The 14540-nt window shown below is 70.0% G+C and carries 11 protein-coding genes and 1 tRNA gene; 7 read left to right on the forward strand and 5 right to left on the reverse strand.

Going from position 1 to position 14540, the window contains the following annotated elements:
- The first annotated feature begins 78 nt into the window (after positions 1-78).
- From BMY07_RS10265 to BMY07_RS10280, 4 genes are all read left to right on the forward strand, one after another.
- Positions 79-786 carry a DedA family protein gene (locus BMY07_RS10265; RefSeq protein WP_177215514.1) on the forward strand — a complete coding sequence of 236 codons (708 nt, stop codon included), beginning with the start codon at positions 79-81 and terminating at the stop codon, positions 784-786.
- A gap of 126 nt (positions 787-912) precedes the next feature.
- Positions 913-2136: a hypothetical protein gene (locus BMY07_RS10270; RefSeq protein WP_245782303.1), complete on the forward strand. Its 1224-nt coding sequence runs from the start codon at positions 913-915 to the stop codon at positions 2134-2136.
- Positions 2136-3623, forward strand: coding sequence for a substrate-binding domain-containing protein (locus BMY07_RS10275; protein ID WP_092777345.1), 1488 nt, complete (start codon positions 2136-2138; stop codon positions 3621-3623). The genes BMY07_RS10270 and BMY07_RS10275 overlap by 1 nt, the downstream gene beginning before the upstream one ends.
- Positions 3610-4365, forward strand: a complete 756-nt coding sequence (locus tag BMY07_RS10280) for a hypothetical protein (RefSeq protein ID WP_092776881.1) — start codon at positions 3610-3612, stop codon at positions 4363-4365. Before BMY07_RS10275 ends, BMY07_RS10280 begins: the two co-directional genes overlap by 14 nt.
- Before the next feature lie 2 nt (positions 4366-4367).
- On the opposite strand, the gene BMY07_RS10285 is transcribed toward BMY07_RS10280, so the two are convergent.
- A complete protein-coding gene (locus BMY07_RS10285) occupies positions 4368-4604 on the reverse strand; it encodes a hypothetical protein (protein WP_143073428.1) in 237 nt (78 codons plus the stop codon).
- The gene (locus BMY07_RS10290) at positions 4597-7254 is read right to left on the reverse strand and encodes a hypothetical protein (protein WP_143073429.1); all 2658 of its coding nucleotides are present in this window, start codon (positions 7252-7254) and stop codon (positions 4597-4599) included. The genes BMY07_RS10285 and BMY07_RS10290 overlap by 8 nt, the downstream gene beginning before the upstream one ends.
- Positions 7255-7481: 227 nt before the next feature.
- On the opposite strand from BMY07_RS10290, the gene BMY07_RS10295 reads away from it, so the two are divergent.
- The 3 genes from BMY07_RS10295 to BMY07_RS10305 all read left to right on the forward strand — a co-directional run bounded on the left by BMY07_RS10295 (position 7482) and on the right by BMY07_RS10305 (position 12991).
- Positions 7482-9314, forward strand: a complete 1833-nt coding sequence (locus tag BMY07_RS10295; RefSeq protein WP_245782304.1) for a trypsin-like serine peptidase — start codon at positions 7482-7484, stop codon at positions 9312-9314.
- Between the two features lie 174 nt (positions 9315-9488).
- Positions 9489-10685 carry a hypothetical protein gene (locus BMY07_RS10300; RefSeq protein ID WP_092776887.1) on the forward strand — a complete coding sequence of 399 codons (1197 nt, stop codon included), beginning with the start codon at positions 9489-9491 and terminating at the stop codon, positions 10683-10685.
- A 656-nt stretch (positions 10686-11341) separates the two neighbouring features.
- Entirely contained in the window at positions 11342-12991 is a 1650-nt protein-coding gene (locus BMY07_RS10305) for a TIGR04141 family sporadically distributed protein (protein ID WP_177215515.1), read from the forward strand.
- A gap of 147 nt (positions 12992-13138) precedes the next feature.
- Here BMY07_RS10305 and BMY07_RS10310 read toward each other — a convergent pair.
- The 3 genes from BMY07_RS10310 to BMY07_RS10320 all read right to left on the reverse strand — a co-directional run bounded on the left by BMY07_RS10310 (position 13139) and on the right by BMY07_RS10320 (position 14249).
- Positions 13139-13210, reverse strand: a tRNA-Val gene (locus tag BMY07_RS10310).
- Between the two features lie 42 nt (positions 13211-13252).
- Entirely contained in the window at positions 13253-13711 is a 459-nt protein-coding gene (locus BMY07_RS10315; RefSeq protein ID WP_092776891.1) for a peroxiredoxin, read from the reverse strand.
- 106 nt (positions 13712-13817) lie between these two features.
- Positions 13818-14249 carry a DUF3052 domain-containing protein gene (locus BMY07_RS10320; RefSeq protein WP_092776893.1) on the reverse strand — a complete coding sequence of 144 codons (432 nt, stop codon included), beginning with the start codon at positions 14247-14249 and terminating at the stop codon, positions 13818-13820.
- Positions 14250-14540 lie beyond the last annotated feature (291 nt).

Genomic DNA, 14540 nt, shown 5'->3' on the forward strand with positions numbered 1-14540 from the left:
GCGCGGCCGGTGGGGACCGGCGCGCGGGCAGATCGGCACCGGAGGGTCTGGTGCCCGCTGGTGGAGGGGAACCCGACCGTGGCCTTGCTGACCGACGTCCTGGAGTGGCTGCAGGCGCTGCCGCAGCCCGCCCTGGTGGCCGCGACCGGCGGCCTCGTGCTCGCCGAGTGCACCATCGGCCTCGGGTTCATCGCCCCCGGCGAGGGTGGCCTGCTGATCGCGGCCACCACCGTCAACAGCGTGCCCCGGTTCCTGCTGCTGTGGGCCGTGGTCACGGTCTGCGCGGGGATCGGCGACTCCATCGGCTACTTCATCGGCCGCAAGTACGGGGTGAAGCTGCGGGAGACCAAGCTGATCCAGAAGTACGGGGTGGACGGCTGGGACAAGGCCACCGACATCCTGCGGCGGCGCGGCGCGTGGGCGGTGTTCTTCGCCCGGTTCATGCCGGTGGTGCGGACGCTGACCCCGGCGGCCGCGGGCACCTCGAACCTGCCGTACCGCAAGTTCCTGCCCGCCGTGGTCGCGGGCGCGGCCTGCTGGTCGGCGGTGCACATCAGCATCGGCGCTGCCCTCGGCGAGGCGGCGCACCGGCTGGAGTCCTACCTCAGCGGCGGCGCGGCGATCCTGCTCGGCGCGGTCGTGCTGGTCGTGGTGGTCAAGATCCTGCTGAGCAAGCGCAAGAAGGCCAAGGCCGCGCAGGCCGAGCCGACCGCGATCACGCTGACCGTCCCCTCCGGCACCTCCGAGCGCAAGCCGGACGACGAGCCGGAGCTCGAGCGCGTCTGACCCGGTCGACGAACCCACCCCGGCGGCGGCCGATCTCCTCGTGAAGATCGGCCGCCGCCGGGCGTAATGCCGGTGATCGGCGAGCGATCTCACAGTGGGACGGGTCGCGGGAACCGGAGGGGGTTGGTGACCATCAGCCCGGGGGGTGTGGCCGAGCCGGAGTTCACCGTCGTCGAGCCACCGAGATCGATCTTCCGCCGCAAGCGCTTCCTCGGCGTGTTCCTGCCCGCCGGGCTGGTCGCCGTGGCCGGGGCCATCGCGCTGTTCGCGGGCGGGGTGCTGGCGCTGCCGCTGCGCGACGTGGTCGTGGTGAGCGGCCGGTTGGCGTCGAAGGCGGAGTTCTTCACCGACGCCGAGGTGCGCCGGATCCTGATGGCGCACGGCATCCAGGTGTCGCTGGACCGGGCGGGCTCGCGCGACATCGCGGTCAACTCGATCGACGGCTACGACTTCGTGTTCCCGTCCGGGCAGCCCGCGGCCCTGCTGATCAAGCAGCGGCTCGCGCAGTCCGGGCACCGGCCCGCGAAGACCTACAAGCCGTTCTTCTCGCCGATCGTCCTGGCGACCTACCGCGAGTACGCCGACGTGCTGGCCAAGCCCGCCGCCGAACCGGTGGCCACGGTGCAGAAGGCGGCTCGGCAGGACACCCCGCCGCTGTACTACGACATGCCGATGGACCGGTTCATCGGGGTGATCCAGCGGGGCACCACCTGGGACCGGCTCGCCGCGCCGGACCGGCGGCTGGACAACAGCAACCGGGTGCTCGCGCAGACCTCGGACCTGTGCTCGTCGAACTCCTCGGCCACCTACCTGGGACTGGTCGCGTTCGTGGCCAACGGCAACGTCATCCCGCAGACCGAGGCGGACGCGGTCGCGCTGGCCAGGAAGATCAAACCGCTGCTGACCGCGCAGGGCCTGCCCGGCGACGACCTGTCCCGCAGCTACCTCGCCCCGGACGGGCAGGGGCTGGCGCCGATCGCGGTGATCTACGAGCACCAGTTCCTCGCCCACCAGCTGCGCGCCCTCGGCCAGACCGGCAAGGTCGACGACCGCAGGGTGCTGCTCTACCCGGCCGCCCAGCTGCAGACCGTGCCGGAGTTCCTGGCGCTGACACCCGAGGGCGAGCGGCTCGGCGAGCTGATCACCACCGACCCGCACCTGCGCAGGCGGGCACTCGAGCTGGGCTTCCGGGTGTTCGAGGCGGACGACACGCTGACCACCGGCCAGTTCGCCGAGTTCCTCACCGAGCGGCACCTGCCGGTGCCCAGCTCCGGGATCGGCGACACCGAGACGTTCCTGCCGTCGCTGCCGCTGCTGGAGAAGATGATCACCGAGATCGGCGAGTGCTGATGCGGACCGCGGCCCTGCTGGTCCTGCTGGCGCTGCTGGCCGGGTGCGTGGCGAGCCCGCCGGAGCAGGTCCGGCTGACGGTGCTGGCCGACCGCGACCTGGCCGACCTGCGGCCGCTGCTCGACGACCTGCGGCGCGAGACCGGTGTCGAGCTGGCGATGGAGTACGTCGACGACCCCGACGTCGAACTGGCGTCTGGCCGCTACCGGCACGACCTCGCCTGGCCGGTCACCGACCGGTACCTGCACCTGCGGGAGAAGGCCGAAGGCCGGAGCAACGCGCTGCCGACGTCGACCACGGTGATGTCCTCGCCGCTGGTGGTCGGCGTGCGGCCCGCGGCGGCGGCGAGGCTCGGGGCGACGCCGTCCTGGGCCGACATCGCCGATCGCGCGGCGGCCGGTGAGCTGCGGTTCGGCATGACCGATCCGGCCGGGTCCGGGTCCGGGCTGGCGGCGCTGGTGGGGGTGGCGACCGCGGCGGCGGGCACCGGTGGCGCGCTGACCAGCGAGCAGGTGAGCTGCGTGGCACTCGGCGGGTTCCTCACCGGGCAGGTGCTGCGGCCGCGCACGAGCACCGAACTGCTGGCCCAGTTCATCGCGCGCCAGGACGAGGTGGACGCGGTCGTCGAGCACGAGTCGACGCTGCTGGCGCTCAACGCGAGCGGGAAGCTGCGCGCGCCGCTGGAGATCGTCTACCCGCGCGACGGGATGATGCTGTCCCGCTTCCCGCTGATCCTGCTCGACCCGGCCCGCCGCGACGGTTACCAGCGGGCCACCACGTGGTTGCAGGGCGAGCGGGCGCAGCGCTGGATCATGGAGCACACGTCGCGGCGGGCGGCGGACCCCGCGCTGGAGCGGCCGCAGCGGTTGCGCGCGCCGATCGGCAACGCCCTGTACTTCCCGGACCGCCAGGAGGTGTTGGACGCCCTGCTCGCCGCGTACCGGCGACTCACCTCGGGTGGCACGCACCAGGTCGTGTTCGTGCTGGACTACTCCGCGTCGATGGCCGGTCCGCGGGTGGAACGGCTGCGGGCGGCGTTCGCGGCGTTGAGCGGGACGGGCACCGGCGGGTTCGCCCGGTTCCACCTCGGCGAGACGATCACGGTGCTGCGCTTCGCGGGAACCGTTCTCCAGCAACAGGAAGTCACCATCACCGGACAGTCCGATGTGGACTCGCTGGCGCCGGTGGTCGCGGCCGCGGCGGACGGGCGGGGAACGGCGATCTGGTCGGCGCTGGACCAGGCGTACCGGTCGGTGCGCGGCGACGCGGTGGTGGTGCTGATGACCGATGGCGAGAACAACGCGGGCATCAGCGCGGCGGAGTTCCTCGGCGCGGGCAAGCGACCGGTGCCGACGTACGCGGTCGCGCTGGGCGAGGCAGACCCGGCGGAACTGGACGGGGTGGCGCGCTCGACCGGTGGTCGGGTGGTCGAGGCGACCGAGGCGTCGCTCGAGGCGGCGGTGAGGGAGATCCGTGGCTGTCGATAGGGCTCTGTGGTGGTCGGTGTGGTGGCCGTGGGCGCTCGTGTGGACCGCGACCGCGGTGGCGATCGTGGTCGCCCTGGCGGCGCTGGGCTGGGCCTGGCGGTCGCGGCGCCGCTTCGCCCCGGTCCGCGAGGTCCCCGGGCTGACGTTCTACCTGCACGAGAAGTCGGTGATGGACCTCTACCTCTCCGGCGGCTACGGCGACGCGATGCGCAGGGAGGTCGAGGAGCGCGTCGGCACCAACAGCGACCACAAGATCGCCCTGAAGGTCCACGACCTCGGCGTCGACGGCGGCCGCACCAGCGGGCGCGAGGTGGTCAGCCGCTACATCAGCAGCGCGGAACCGATCGCGGTGATCGGCATCCTGCTCGACGTGCTGGAGGCCGCGCACGGCGTGGTGCACGTCGACCTGCGCAAGCGCACCATCACCCGCACCCCCGCGGTCACCCGCGTCCACACCGACTCCCCCACCCTGCGCCTGCGCGCCGTCGACGACTACGTCTCCGTCCGCGGCCTGTTCCGGGTCTCCGAGCACACCGGCACCCGCACCGTCCTCCTGGCCCCCTTCGGCGACCCCGACGACCCGGAGGAAGGCCCCCAGGTCCGCGTCGAGTGCCACCAAGACGGTCTCCGCGACGACGAGATCCCCGACGGCCCCTTCCGCGCCCGCTGCCTCGGCAAGGTCCAGTCCTGGAAGTCCACCACCGGCGAACTGGTCATCCGCCCCATCGCCATCTTCCAGTAGCGCTACGACCGCTTGTCCTGCTCGGCCCCCAGCAGCCCACGGGCGATGTCCACCACGTCGGTGAGGCTCAACGACCCGCAGATCCGCGCGGGCCAGTCGTGGTCGTTGCGCACCCAGTACCCGGTTTCCCCGCGCGGCACGACCGGTACCGCGTAGTCGGGCGGCAACTCGCTCGGGTCTCGCGTCCAGTCCATCACTACCCCCGTGTCGACAGCGGATTCCTCGGCTCGGTCAGCCATGCGCCAGCACCTCGCCCTCACCCTGCGATCTCGTCGCGAGGTAGGAGTAGAACGCGGTCCTGCGCAGGTACAGCGCGGTCGTGACGAAGGCGTTGCCCAGTGCCAGCAGCACCACGACGAGCCACGAGACGTCCTTGATCCACAGCAGCGACCACCCGTCGGGCAGCAGGTACCAGTGGTGGGTCTCCTGCAGTCCCTTGTGGCCGAGGAACAGGCCGGTGCTGACGATCGAGAGCAGCACGGTCGCGGTGAGGCTGAGCCGCGCGGCGAGGGTGCCCTCCAGCAACCGGCGCCCGGCCGAGTCGAACCCGAGCCACGCCCCCACCACGGCTGGGAAGACGAGCAGGAACGCGGGCGCGTCGGTGTCGGCGTCCGGCACCCTGGTGTTGATGACCCCGACGATCCACACCAGGGCCAGGCAGGCCAGCGCGGACACCACGGCGCGCAGCAGCGAACCCGGCGGGGTCTCGAAGAACTTCAGCCGGATGCTCGGCCGCTCCAGCCGCTGCCGGTCGTCGACGCCGATGCGCGCGGGCTCGGGGAAGAACCGCGCGTACACGTGGGCGTGCGGCTGCCCCAACCGCTTGCGGAACCGGAAGTGCGGTGGGACCTGTTCGTGCTTGGCCAGGTGGGTGAGCGTCGCGGCGCTGTCGACCAGGTTCTGGTCGCCGAGGTAGAGCCCGTCGGTCCCGACGACCCTGAGGTGGTACGACTGGCAGGTGCTGGCCATCCTGATGCTGAAGGACATGTCTATCGGCCGCGCCCCCAGCAGCAGCGCCAAGCGCTTCTTCCTGACCAGCGTGAGCTCGGGGATCAGCGTCTGCTCGAACTTCACCAGCGCGCGGCCGTTCTCGTCGAGGCGCAGCGGGACGACGATCGCGTAGTGGTGGGACAGCATCTCGACGAACTCGCGCGCCTCGGTCAACGCCTTGTCCCGCGCCGGGTCGGCGTCGGCATCGATCTCGATCGCCTTGTGCCAGCCGGGGTTGAGCACGATGCCCGGTGCGTCGCCATCGGGTGTGCGGCGGGCGGCGATCAGCGCGATGGCCTCGCGCTCGGCCGACTTCGCCGCGGGCGAGTTGTCGAACGCGGTCGTCCCACCCATGGCCCGCACCAGCAGCACCCGCAAGACTCTGGCCGCCAACTGCAGGTACTGCCGGTAGGGCAAGACGTGCAGGGCCGCGCCGTCAGGACCGTGGACGCTGAAGTCGTCCTGGAACTTGGACTTCACCGGCATCAGCACCGGGAAGTAGATGGTCTGCTCGCGGTCGCGCTGCGCGAACAGCGGTCGTGGCACCTCGATGTCGATGGACACGTGCTGGCGCACCGCGCGCTGGTCCAACTGGTAGGTCTCCACCAGGCGCTGGCGGAGCTGGCGGCTGTGCAGGATCCCGAGGGAGAAGAGGATCGCCTGCTGGTTGCTGCACAACCGGGTGTCCGCCGCCTTCTCCCGCAGCGGGTCGACGGCCTCGATCGGGATCTGGCGCAGCGACAGGGAACTGTGCCCAGCCTTGAACCGCAGGCGGTGCCACCGCTGGTAGTACGCGTACACCTCGCGCAGGGCGAGGAACAGGAAGATGACCCTGGCCGCCACGAGCATGTTGCGGGAGGCGTCGGACTCGTGGCCAATGATGCCGGGCAGGTCAACGGCGGCCGCGGCGGCGTAGCCGAACACCGCCGCGAGGCTGGACAACGCGGGCAGCCCCCAGGTCCACTGCATGGCGATCTCGGTGTCCGGCCGCAGATCGGTGAGGCCGACGTGCCGGGTCTGCCGCCACCGGTGCCGGGAAAGGATCTCGGCGGGCACCTGCTTGCCCTCCACCACGAGTTTGCGCCGGGCGGTCCCGCTGCGGCGCAGGCTCACCTGGTCGGTCGACTCGCCGTCGAACTCGATGCGCGGGGTGTAGTCGAGCACGGCGTACTGGGTCCGCACCACGTCGCGCGCCCGCCAGTTCATCGGCGGGAGGTGGCCGGGGCGCGGCAGCACCTCGGCGAAGCCGAACTCGATCACCCGCCCGCCCGGCCGCGCGGGGACGGGTCGCAGCGCGAACACCGCCTCATCATCCTCCACCTCGATCGCCGCCACCTCGACGCCGACGAGGCCGTCGAGCCGGGTGCCCGCCGGGGCGCGGTAGCGCAGCACCGCACCCGGGGCAAGGGTGATCACGGTGAACCGGTGCCGCCTGCCGACCAGGCTCGCGTGCCGGTAGATGGCCGTCGACTCCTGGCGGCGGACCAGGACGTTCCCGGGGACCGCGCAGGGCCGGGACGCGCCGGGGTAGTGGCCCCCGAGCAGGCGCAGAGCCAGCTCATCGATCGCCCGCTCCTCGAGGTCGGGACAGCTCTCGACGGCGATGCCCGCCCGGAACAGGACGAACGCCTCCCGGCGTTCCCGCAACGTGTCGGCGCTGCCCAGGGCGGTTCCCATGGCCGCGCGCAGCGCCTCGCCCTCGATCCCGGCGACCTGGTCGAGCGAGCTGCGGAACTGCCGGTGCGCCTTGACCGGGTCCTGGTCCCACCCCGCCGCCTCGACGAGCCGGGAGCCCCGGTCGGCCAGTACCTCGGCGGTCACCGGCATCCCGTTGCGCAAGGCGGACAACATCCCCTCCAGCGGTGTGTCGCCCCTGGTTCGGCGGGTCCTCGGCCGCACGGTCGCGATCCCTCCTCGGCTGCGCTGTCCGGTCTGCCCCGATGAGTTCGTACGCCGTCCGGTGCGCGTTACCCCCGTTGGCCGGGGCCGACCGATTCCCTCGGGGCCGATAGCGACGCGGGGTGATCGCGGCTGCCATTCTGTTATGGGGATCTGAGATTACCCCGGACGTGTTGGCGGCAGTGCAGTCTTTTCTAGGAATTGACACCCTGCAGCCAGGAGCGAAAATGCTTCGACGTCTTATCCCGGCCGCCGTGCTGGTGGCGGCCGCGCTGGGTCCCGCACCGCCGGTCGGGGCCGCTGAGCTGGGCGGACCGACAGCGGCACCGGTCAGCGCCGAGTCGGTGGCCGGTACCCGGGTCACCAGGACCGGGGTCAGCGAGTCCGCGCAGACCGCGATCCGGTATGGCAATACTGGGAACTCGTGGCGCACCGAGATCAAGGCGGCGGGCGCGACTTATGTGAAGGTGCATTTCGCGCCGCTGAAACTCGTCGGCGGTGACTACGTGACCGTCGCGTCCCCCGACGGCCGCGAGGTCTACACCTACTACGCCGACCGGGCCAAGGGGTCGCCGTTCACCGAACACGGCGACCCGGGCTTCGCGGCCATGTCGATCGACGGCGACACCGCGGTGGTCACCCTGCACGCCACCGGCGCCCGCGACGGCGCGCGGCTGAGCGGGCAGGGCTACGGCACCCGGGTGACCAGCTACGACCGCGGCTACAGCGCCACCGAGTACGCCGCGCAGAACCCGACACCGTTCAGCGTGTGCGGCAACGACGCGCGCAAGGACGTGGTCTGCTACCAGAACAGCCACCCCACCGAGTACGCGCGCTCGCACGCGGTCGCCCGGCAGCTGGTGAACGGCCTCGGGTCGTGCACCGCGTGGCGGGTCGGCAACACCAACCGGATGCTGACCAACGCGCACTGCGTGGCCGACGCCGCCGAGCTGCGCTCCAGCGAGTTCCAGTTCGACTACCAGTGCGCCACCTGCGGCGGCAACAACCCGCGCACCGGCACCAAGGTCAGCGGCCAGGACCTGATCCGCACCAGTGCGCTGGCGCAGCTGGACTACACCCTGTTCAGCGTCACCAACTTCGAGAGCATCCGCCAGTACGGCACCCTCTACCTGGACGTGCGCGAACCCACCGCCAACGAGCGCATCTACATCGCGGGCCACGGCGACATCCTGCCCAAGCGCATGTCCCTGTTCGAGGAGTCCGACGGCGGCGCCACCTGCAAGATCGACGTGGCGTCCTCGGGCGTCAACACCGGCTACCGCTGCGACTCCTCAGGCGGCAACTCCGGTTCGCCGGTGCTGGCCGGGTCATCGCACAAGGTCATCGCGCTGCACCACCTCGGCGGCTGCCCGAACTGGGGCACGCGGATCACGCTGGTCTACAACGAGATCCGCAACGACATCGACAACACCTCCGGCGGCGGCAACACCCCGGTCCTGTCGCTGACCCCCGCCTCGGGCACCGCGGCCCCCGGCACCACGACGACGGCCACCCTCCAAACCCCCACGGTGACCGGCAACCCCACCCTGACCCTGTCCGCCAGCGGCGCCCCCGCGGGCACCACGGCCGTGTTCAGCCCGAGCGCGGTCACCGCGGGCCAGCAGAGCACCCTCACCATCACCGTCGGCAGCACAACGGCACCCGGCACGTACACCATCACGGCCTCGGCCACCGGTGCCACGACCGCGCCCGCCACCTACACCCTGACCGTCCCAGGTGGACAGACGCCGTGCCAGGGCATGAAGGTCACCAAAACCGGGACCCTGGCCGCGGGCGGCAGCCAATACCAACCCGACGGGTCGTTCTTCCAAACAACCGTTTCCGGAACCCACAAGGCCTGCCTCACCGGCCCCGCGTCGGCGAATTTCGACCTGTACCTGCAGAAGTGGAACGGGTCGACCTGGCCGACCGTCGCACAGGGCACCACATCGAGCTCCAGCGAGACCCTGTCCTACAACGGAACCGCGGGCTACTACCGCTACCAGGTCAAATCCGTGACCGGCAGCGGCGCGTACACCCTGGGCTACACCGCCCCATGACGCAGTAGCCTGCCCGGTCCGGCCACCGGGCAGGCATTCATGATCATTGTGCGGTGGGCGTCACAGTCGATTCGCCGGTCGCCGAAAAAGAGACGTGTCACCCGATCGGCTGTTTTCCGGCGCGGAACACAGTGTTCGCTTGCGCGGTTGTCCGCCGTCGTTACCCTCGCTGCGGTGGGGGTTCTCAAAAAGCGTTTCGCCGCCTGGTCACTGCTGTTCGTCGTGTGCTGGGTCAACCTCGTGTCGTACGTGCCGTGGCGCCGCGACGCCCACCTGGGCGCGGGCGGCGACGCCGTCGAGTACTTCCAGATGAGCCAGCGCACGTTCGCCCCGGTCGACAACCCGTTCGCGCTGCGCGTGCTGTCGCCCTGGCTGGTGCACACCGGCCACCGGCTGACCGGCCTGAGCCCGGACACGGTGTGGATCGCGCTCACCTTCACCGCGACCCTGGCGTCGGTGATCGTGCTGCACGAGCTGCTGCGCCGCCGGTTCGCGGTCAGCGGGTTCGTGGCGGTGGTGGTGGCGTCCATGCTGGCCTGCACGTTCTGGTACGCCCCGTACCTGTTCGGCAACCCGTGGCTGGTCGACCCGCTCAACAACCTGTTCATCGTGCTGGGCCTCTGGCTGGCCTTCAGCGGCAGGCTGGGGTGGTTCACCGCCGTGGTCGTGATCGGGTCGGTGAACAAGGAGACCATGCTCCTGCTGGCGCCGCTGTACCCGCTGCTCGCGCTGACCAGGTCCCGCCGCGTCACCCGCGAGGTGCTCCTCGGCACCGCCGCCGTCGCCTTCGCGGCCTGCGCCTACTTCGCCTTCCGCACCTGGGCCATCGCCCGCATCGGCGCCGACTACAACCTGGGCACCGGCCAGGCCAACCACTCGCTCGTCGACAACATCCGCTTCGCCATCTCCACCGCCCAGGGCCGAGACCACCTGGCCATCTGGAGCGTCCTGTCCTTCACCTGGCTCATCTGGCTGGTCGGCCTCCACCACCTGCGCCGCACCGGAGCAGGCCACCCCCTCATCCCCACCAGCGCCTGGACCCTCCTCACCTGCCTCCTGGGCCGCCTCATGGCCACAGACACCGAACGCGTCTTCACCATGATGGTCCCCATAGTCCTGATCGTGGTCGCCGTCACCCTGGACACCCTCCAGTCCCCCTGGCACCGCCCGTGGATCGTCCTCCTGGCCGCCCTCTACACCGCCATCCAACTGCGCTGGACCTCCGCCACCCTGCCCATGGAAGCCTTGGCCCTGCTCATCTTCACCGCCCTCTTCACCCCGTGGCACCGCCTCCGCCACTCGACCCCGCCCGGCGCCATCTCACCGCCTATCCCCACCCAAGACCGCGAACCCCAGCACGACCACGCCTAGCTCCACGGGCCCAGAAATCCATTTGCCCCACCGCAGTCCAGCATTCCGCAATACGGCGGAATTGCACGGGTGCTCACATCGCTTCTCATCAGCTGCCCATTCGCACCGCGAAGCCATCCGGTGCGCCGAACGGTTCCTTCGCGGCCGCTCGCCGTTCGGCTGGACCGAACTTGCGATACCGCCGAGAAACTACATCCAGTCACCATTCGATCGCGACTGGTCGATCTCGTCACTGATGTGTCCAGGGTTTGTCAGGCATTCGCACATCTGGTGCGAACCCAGCGCCAACCGTGGGTTGACCTGTCATTGTTCCCGTGGCCCAGATGGCACAATCGGGCTAACAACCACTCATCGGTTCGACTGAACTCATCAGCCACCCACCGTGAGATCACGGCCGCTCGGCGACACACCGCAGTTGCGAGAAGACAACTGTCGCCCGATTGGGGCATGCTTGCCCCGTTCTCGCTGCACTCGGTGACTTTCCCGTGCATGCGGACGGTTCGAATGGAACACGCCCACGGTCGATCGCACCCGCGACGGACCGTACACAGTGGACTTAACAAATGACGGCGACCGCGCACTCACCCGAGCCGCCCTCGCCCAATACAGGCAAGGACGGCATTTTCTTGACAGGCAAGACCCTTCCCACAGCGCCCGTGACGATCTACCGACTTCGGGCCGGACTCCCCCTTGTCGACTACCTCAAGCCCGCCGAGGACGCCGAGTACGACTTCGACGGCCCCGTGGAGATAGCGGGCTTGGCCGCGTACGTGTCAGCCGGGGTACGCATCGGCGACGAGGCCCACTGGGCCGGGCACCCCCGGCAGGTGACCGGCTTGGACCTGCCACTGGCGGTGGTGTCACCTTTCACCGTCCTGCTGGTCGAGGTGGATGAGAACTGGGTGTGCGCCGCCACCTGGGGCACGGCCGCGCGCCACCTGCTCGACGAAACACTGCTGAACGAGGGCTTCGGGCTGGCATACGCCATCCGCCGCCTTGATCCCACGACGCTGCGGACCGTGAACAGCGCCGCCCTGGACACGGCGTCGAGGCAGACGCAGACCTCGTACCCGCTCGGTGGCCCGCTGTCGGCTTTCCCGATCGAGCCTGCTGGGGAGATCGTGACGCGGCTGGCCGGGCCTGCCAGCCTGGCGGGTCTGACCTACGACCGGGCGACCGGCGGCAAGGCCTGGCAGATCAGGGCAGGCGACTCGCTGCACATCCAACTGGGCCGGTCTCCGGAGGACTTCGTGGCCGATCTGCGCGCCATCTGCCGCGTGGCCGACTCCAGTGACGAGACCTCGCCGTTGCGGTTCGTCAACGAGGTGCGGCCGGTCGGTGCGAGCCACCCCCTGGTGGCCCGGCTCGAGGCCAGGCTCGCGGTCGCCCTTGGGGGCGATGAGCGGTTCGGGCCGATCGGCATCTGCTGGCCGACCGCGGCGGCGCGCGCGGCGGAGGAGGCCGACTCCTTCACCTTCACGAGCTTCGGGAGCCTCGGGAGGTTGCGGCTCGACCCCGACCTCGACATCAGTGAGATCACCGAACGGTTCGCCCGTGTCCCCGAGAGCGCGCGCCTCGCGGAGCTGGCTGGGGCGCACCTGACGCCGTGCGCAGACGACCAAGGCGAGGAAGCGCTCACCCGGCCGATCACGATGCGCAGGTGGATCGCATTCGAGACCGCGATTGAGGGCACGACGTTCTGCCTGAACCAGGGCCGCTGGTACGAGATCGGCGAGACCGCGGTCAACCGGGTGCGGGAACTGGTGGCCGAACGCCTCGCCAGCACGAGCGACCTGCGGTTCTCCACCTGGCACCGAAGCGGCGCCCGCGACGACGAACACCGCTATTGCGAACTGGTGGCGGAGCAGCAACCCGGTTTCCTGTGCCTGGACAAGGACTTCGCCCGCACGCCCATGCACCCCAAGCTCGAACTGGCGGACCTCATCGGGCTTGGCGACGAACTGGTCCACGTGAAGTGGCCGAGTCGGGCCACCGAGATGGGCCACCTGTTCACCCAGGCCCGGGCCTCCGCGTGGGCGCAGCGCCTGGAGCCCGAGGCGTTGGTGCAGCTGCGGGACAAGGTATGGGCGCTCGACAGCACCCGAACGATCACCACTCGCCCGCGGACGGTGGTCCTGGCGATCGGCGGCCGCCGATGGGACGTGAACACGCTGTTCACCCTGTCCCAGGTGGGTCTGCTCCGACTGGTCCAAGACCTGTCGTACCTCGGCGTGACCCTCGAGTTCGCCAACATCCCGTTCGTCGCGAAGCCGAAACGCAAGGGGGCGGCCAATCAGGCCGCATGACCCCGGCAGCCGTGCGGTCGAACTCAATGCGAGACAGCTGTCTTCCCCAAACGCCAGAGTTCCTCGGAGGACAGCGCGGCCACGTCCGCGATACCCGCCCTGCGGATATCGCTGCACCGACTTGCAGACACAGCAGGCGGATTCGGGTGGGCGCAGCAGGATTCGAACCTGCGACCGCTCGGGTGTAAACCGAGTGCTCTCCCGCTGAGCTATGCGCCCGGGGCCCCGCGGCCGCGCGAGGCGCGGTCGCAGGGGTCAAACCTACAGCTCGGCGACGGCCTTCTTCCAGGCGTTCTGGTCGCGGGCTTCGCCGGGGGAGTTGATCTCGGCGAAGCGGACGGTGCCCGTGGTGTCGATGAGGAAGGTGCCCCGGTTGGCCAGGCCCGCGGCTTCGTTGAAGACGCCGTAGAGCTTGGCCACGTCGCCGTGGGGCCAGAAGTCGGACAGGAGGGGGAACTGGTAGCCCTGCTGGTCGGCCCAGGCCTTGAGGCTGAAGGGGGTGTCGACGGAGACGCCGATGACCTGGACGTTGTTGTCGGTGTAGCTGGCCAGTTCGTCGCGCACCTGGCAGAGCTCGCCCTGGCAGGTGCCGCTGAAGGCGAACGGGTAGAAGACCAGCAGGACGTTGCGGGCGGTGTACTGCTCGGAGAGCGTCACCGGCTGCTTGTTGTAGTCGTTGAGCGTGAAGTCCGGGGCCTTCGAACCGACCTCTACCGACATACCCGGCATCCTCCGTGGCTGAGGGCGCGCGGTCGCGCCCGTGACTGTTCCAGACCAGCCTAGGCCACCCGGGTGGATGACCACCCGGGTGACCGCGGACACGGTCTCAGCGCTTGGTCTTGGCCGACTTGGGCGCCACCAACCTGGTACCGGACCAGTCCGGCCCGACGCTGATGCTCGAGGTCTGGGCGAGCCCGGCGGTGGGCACCGCCTCGGCGATATCGCTCGGCTCGACGTGCCCCGGCCTGCCCGTCTTGGGGGTCAGTACCCAGATCACCCCGTTGTCTGCGAGCGGTCCGATCGCGTCCATGAGGGTGTCGACCAGGTCACCGTCGTCCTCGCGCCACCACAGCAGCACGATTTCGACGACCTCGTCGGCATCCTCGTCGAGCAGGTCTGAGCCGGTGCGCGCCTCTACGGCGGCACGCAGGTCGTCGTCGACGTCCTCGTCCCAGCCGAGCTCCTGGACTACGGCGCCTGCATCGATCCCCAGCTTGTCGGCGACGTCGGTACTCCCGGCGTCTCCCGCGGCCACCACGGTGTCACTCCTCCAGTTGTGCTCTCGCGACGGGTCAGGACCTGATCTGCCAGGGCCGTCTGCCGCGTTCTGCCTGTTCGGTTAGGCGATAGCGAACACTGACAGTGGCCACCTGCGCAACCGTCCGCTGTTCGACACGCCGCTCCGACACCCGCCGATCGGCTCAGACGGGTACCCACTACCGAACAGTAAGGACGACGCCACCGCCCGGCGAGCGGAACATGGCAGAGTGTCACTCAAGCGCGTGGTATCGCGCGCGCGAAATCTTGTCCTCTGATCAGGCTGGAGCTC

The sequence above is a fragment of the Actinokineospora terrae genome (assembly GCF_900111175.1).
In the GTDB taxonomy this organism is placed as follows: domain Bacteria; phylum Actinomycetota; class Actinomycetes; order Mycobacteriales; family Pseudonocardiaceae; genus Actinokineospora; species Actinokineospora terrae.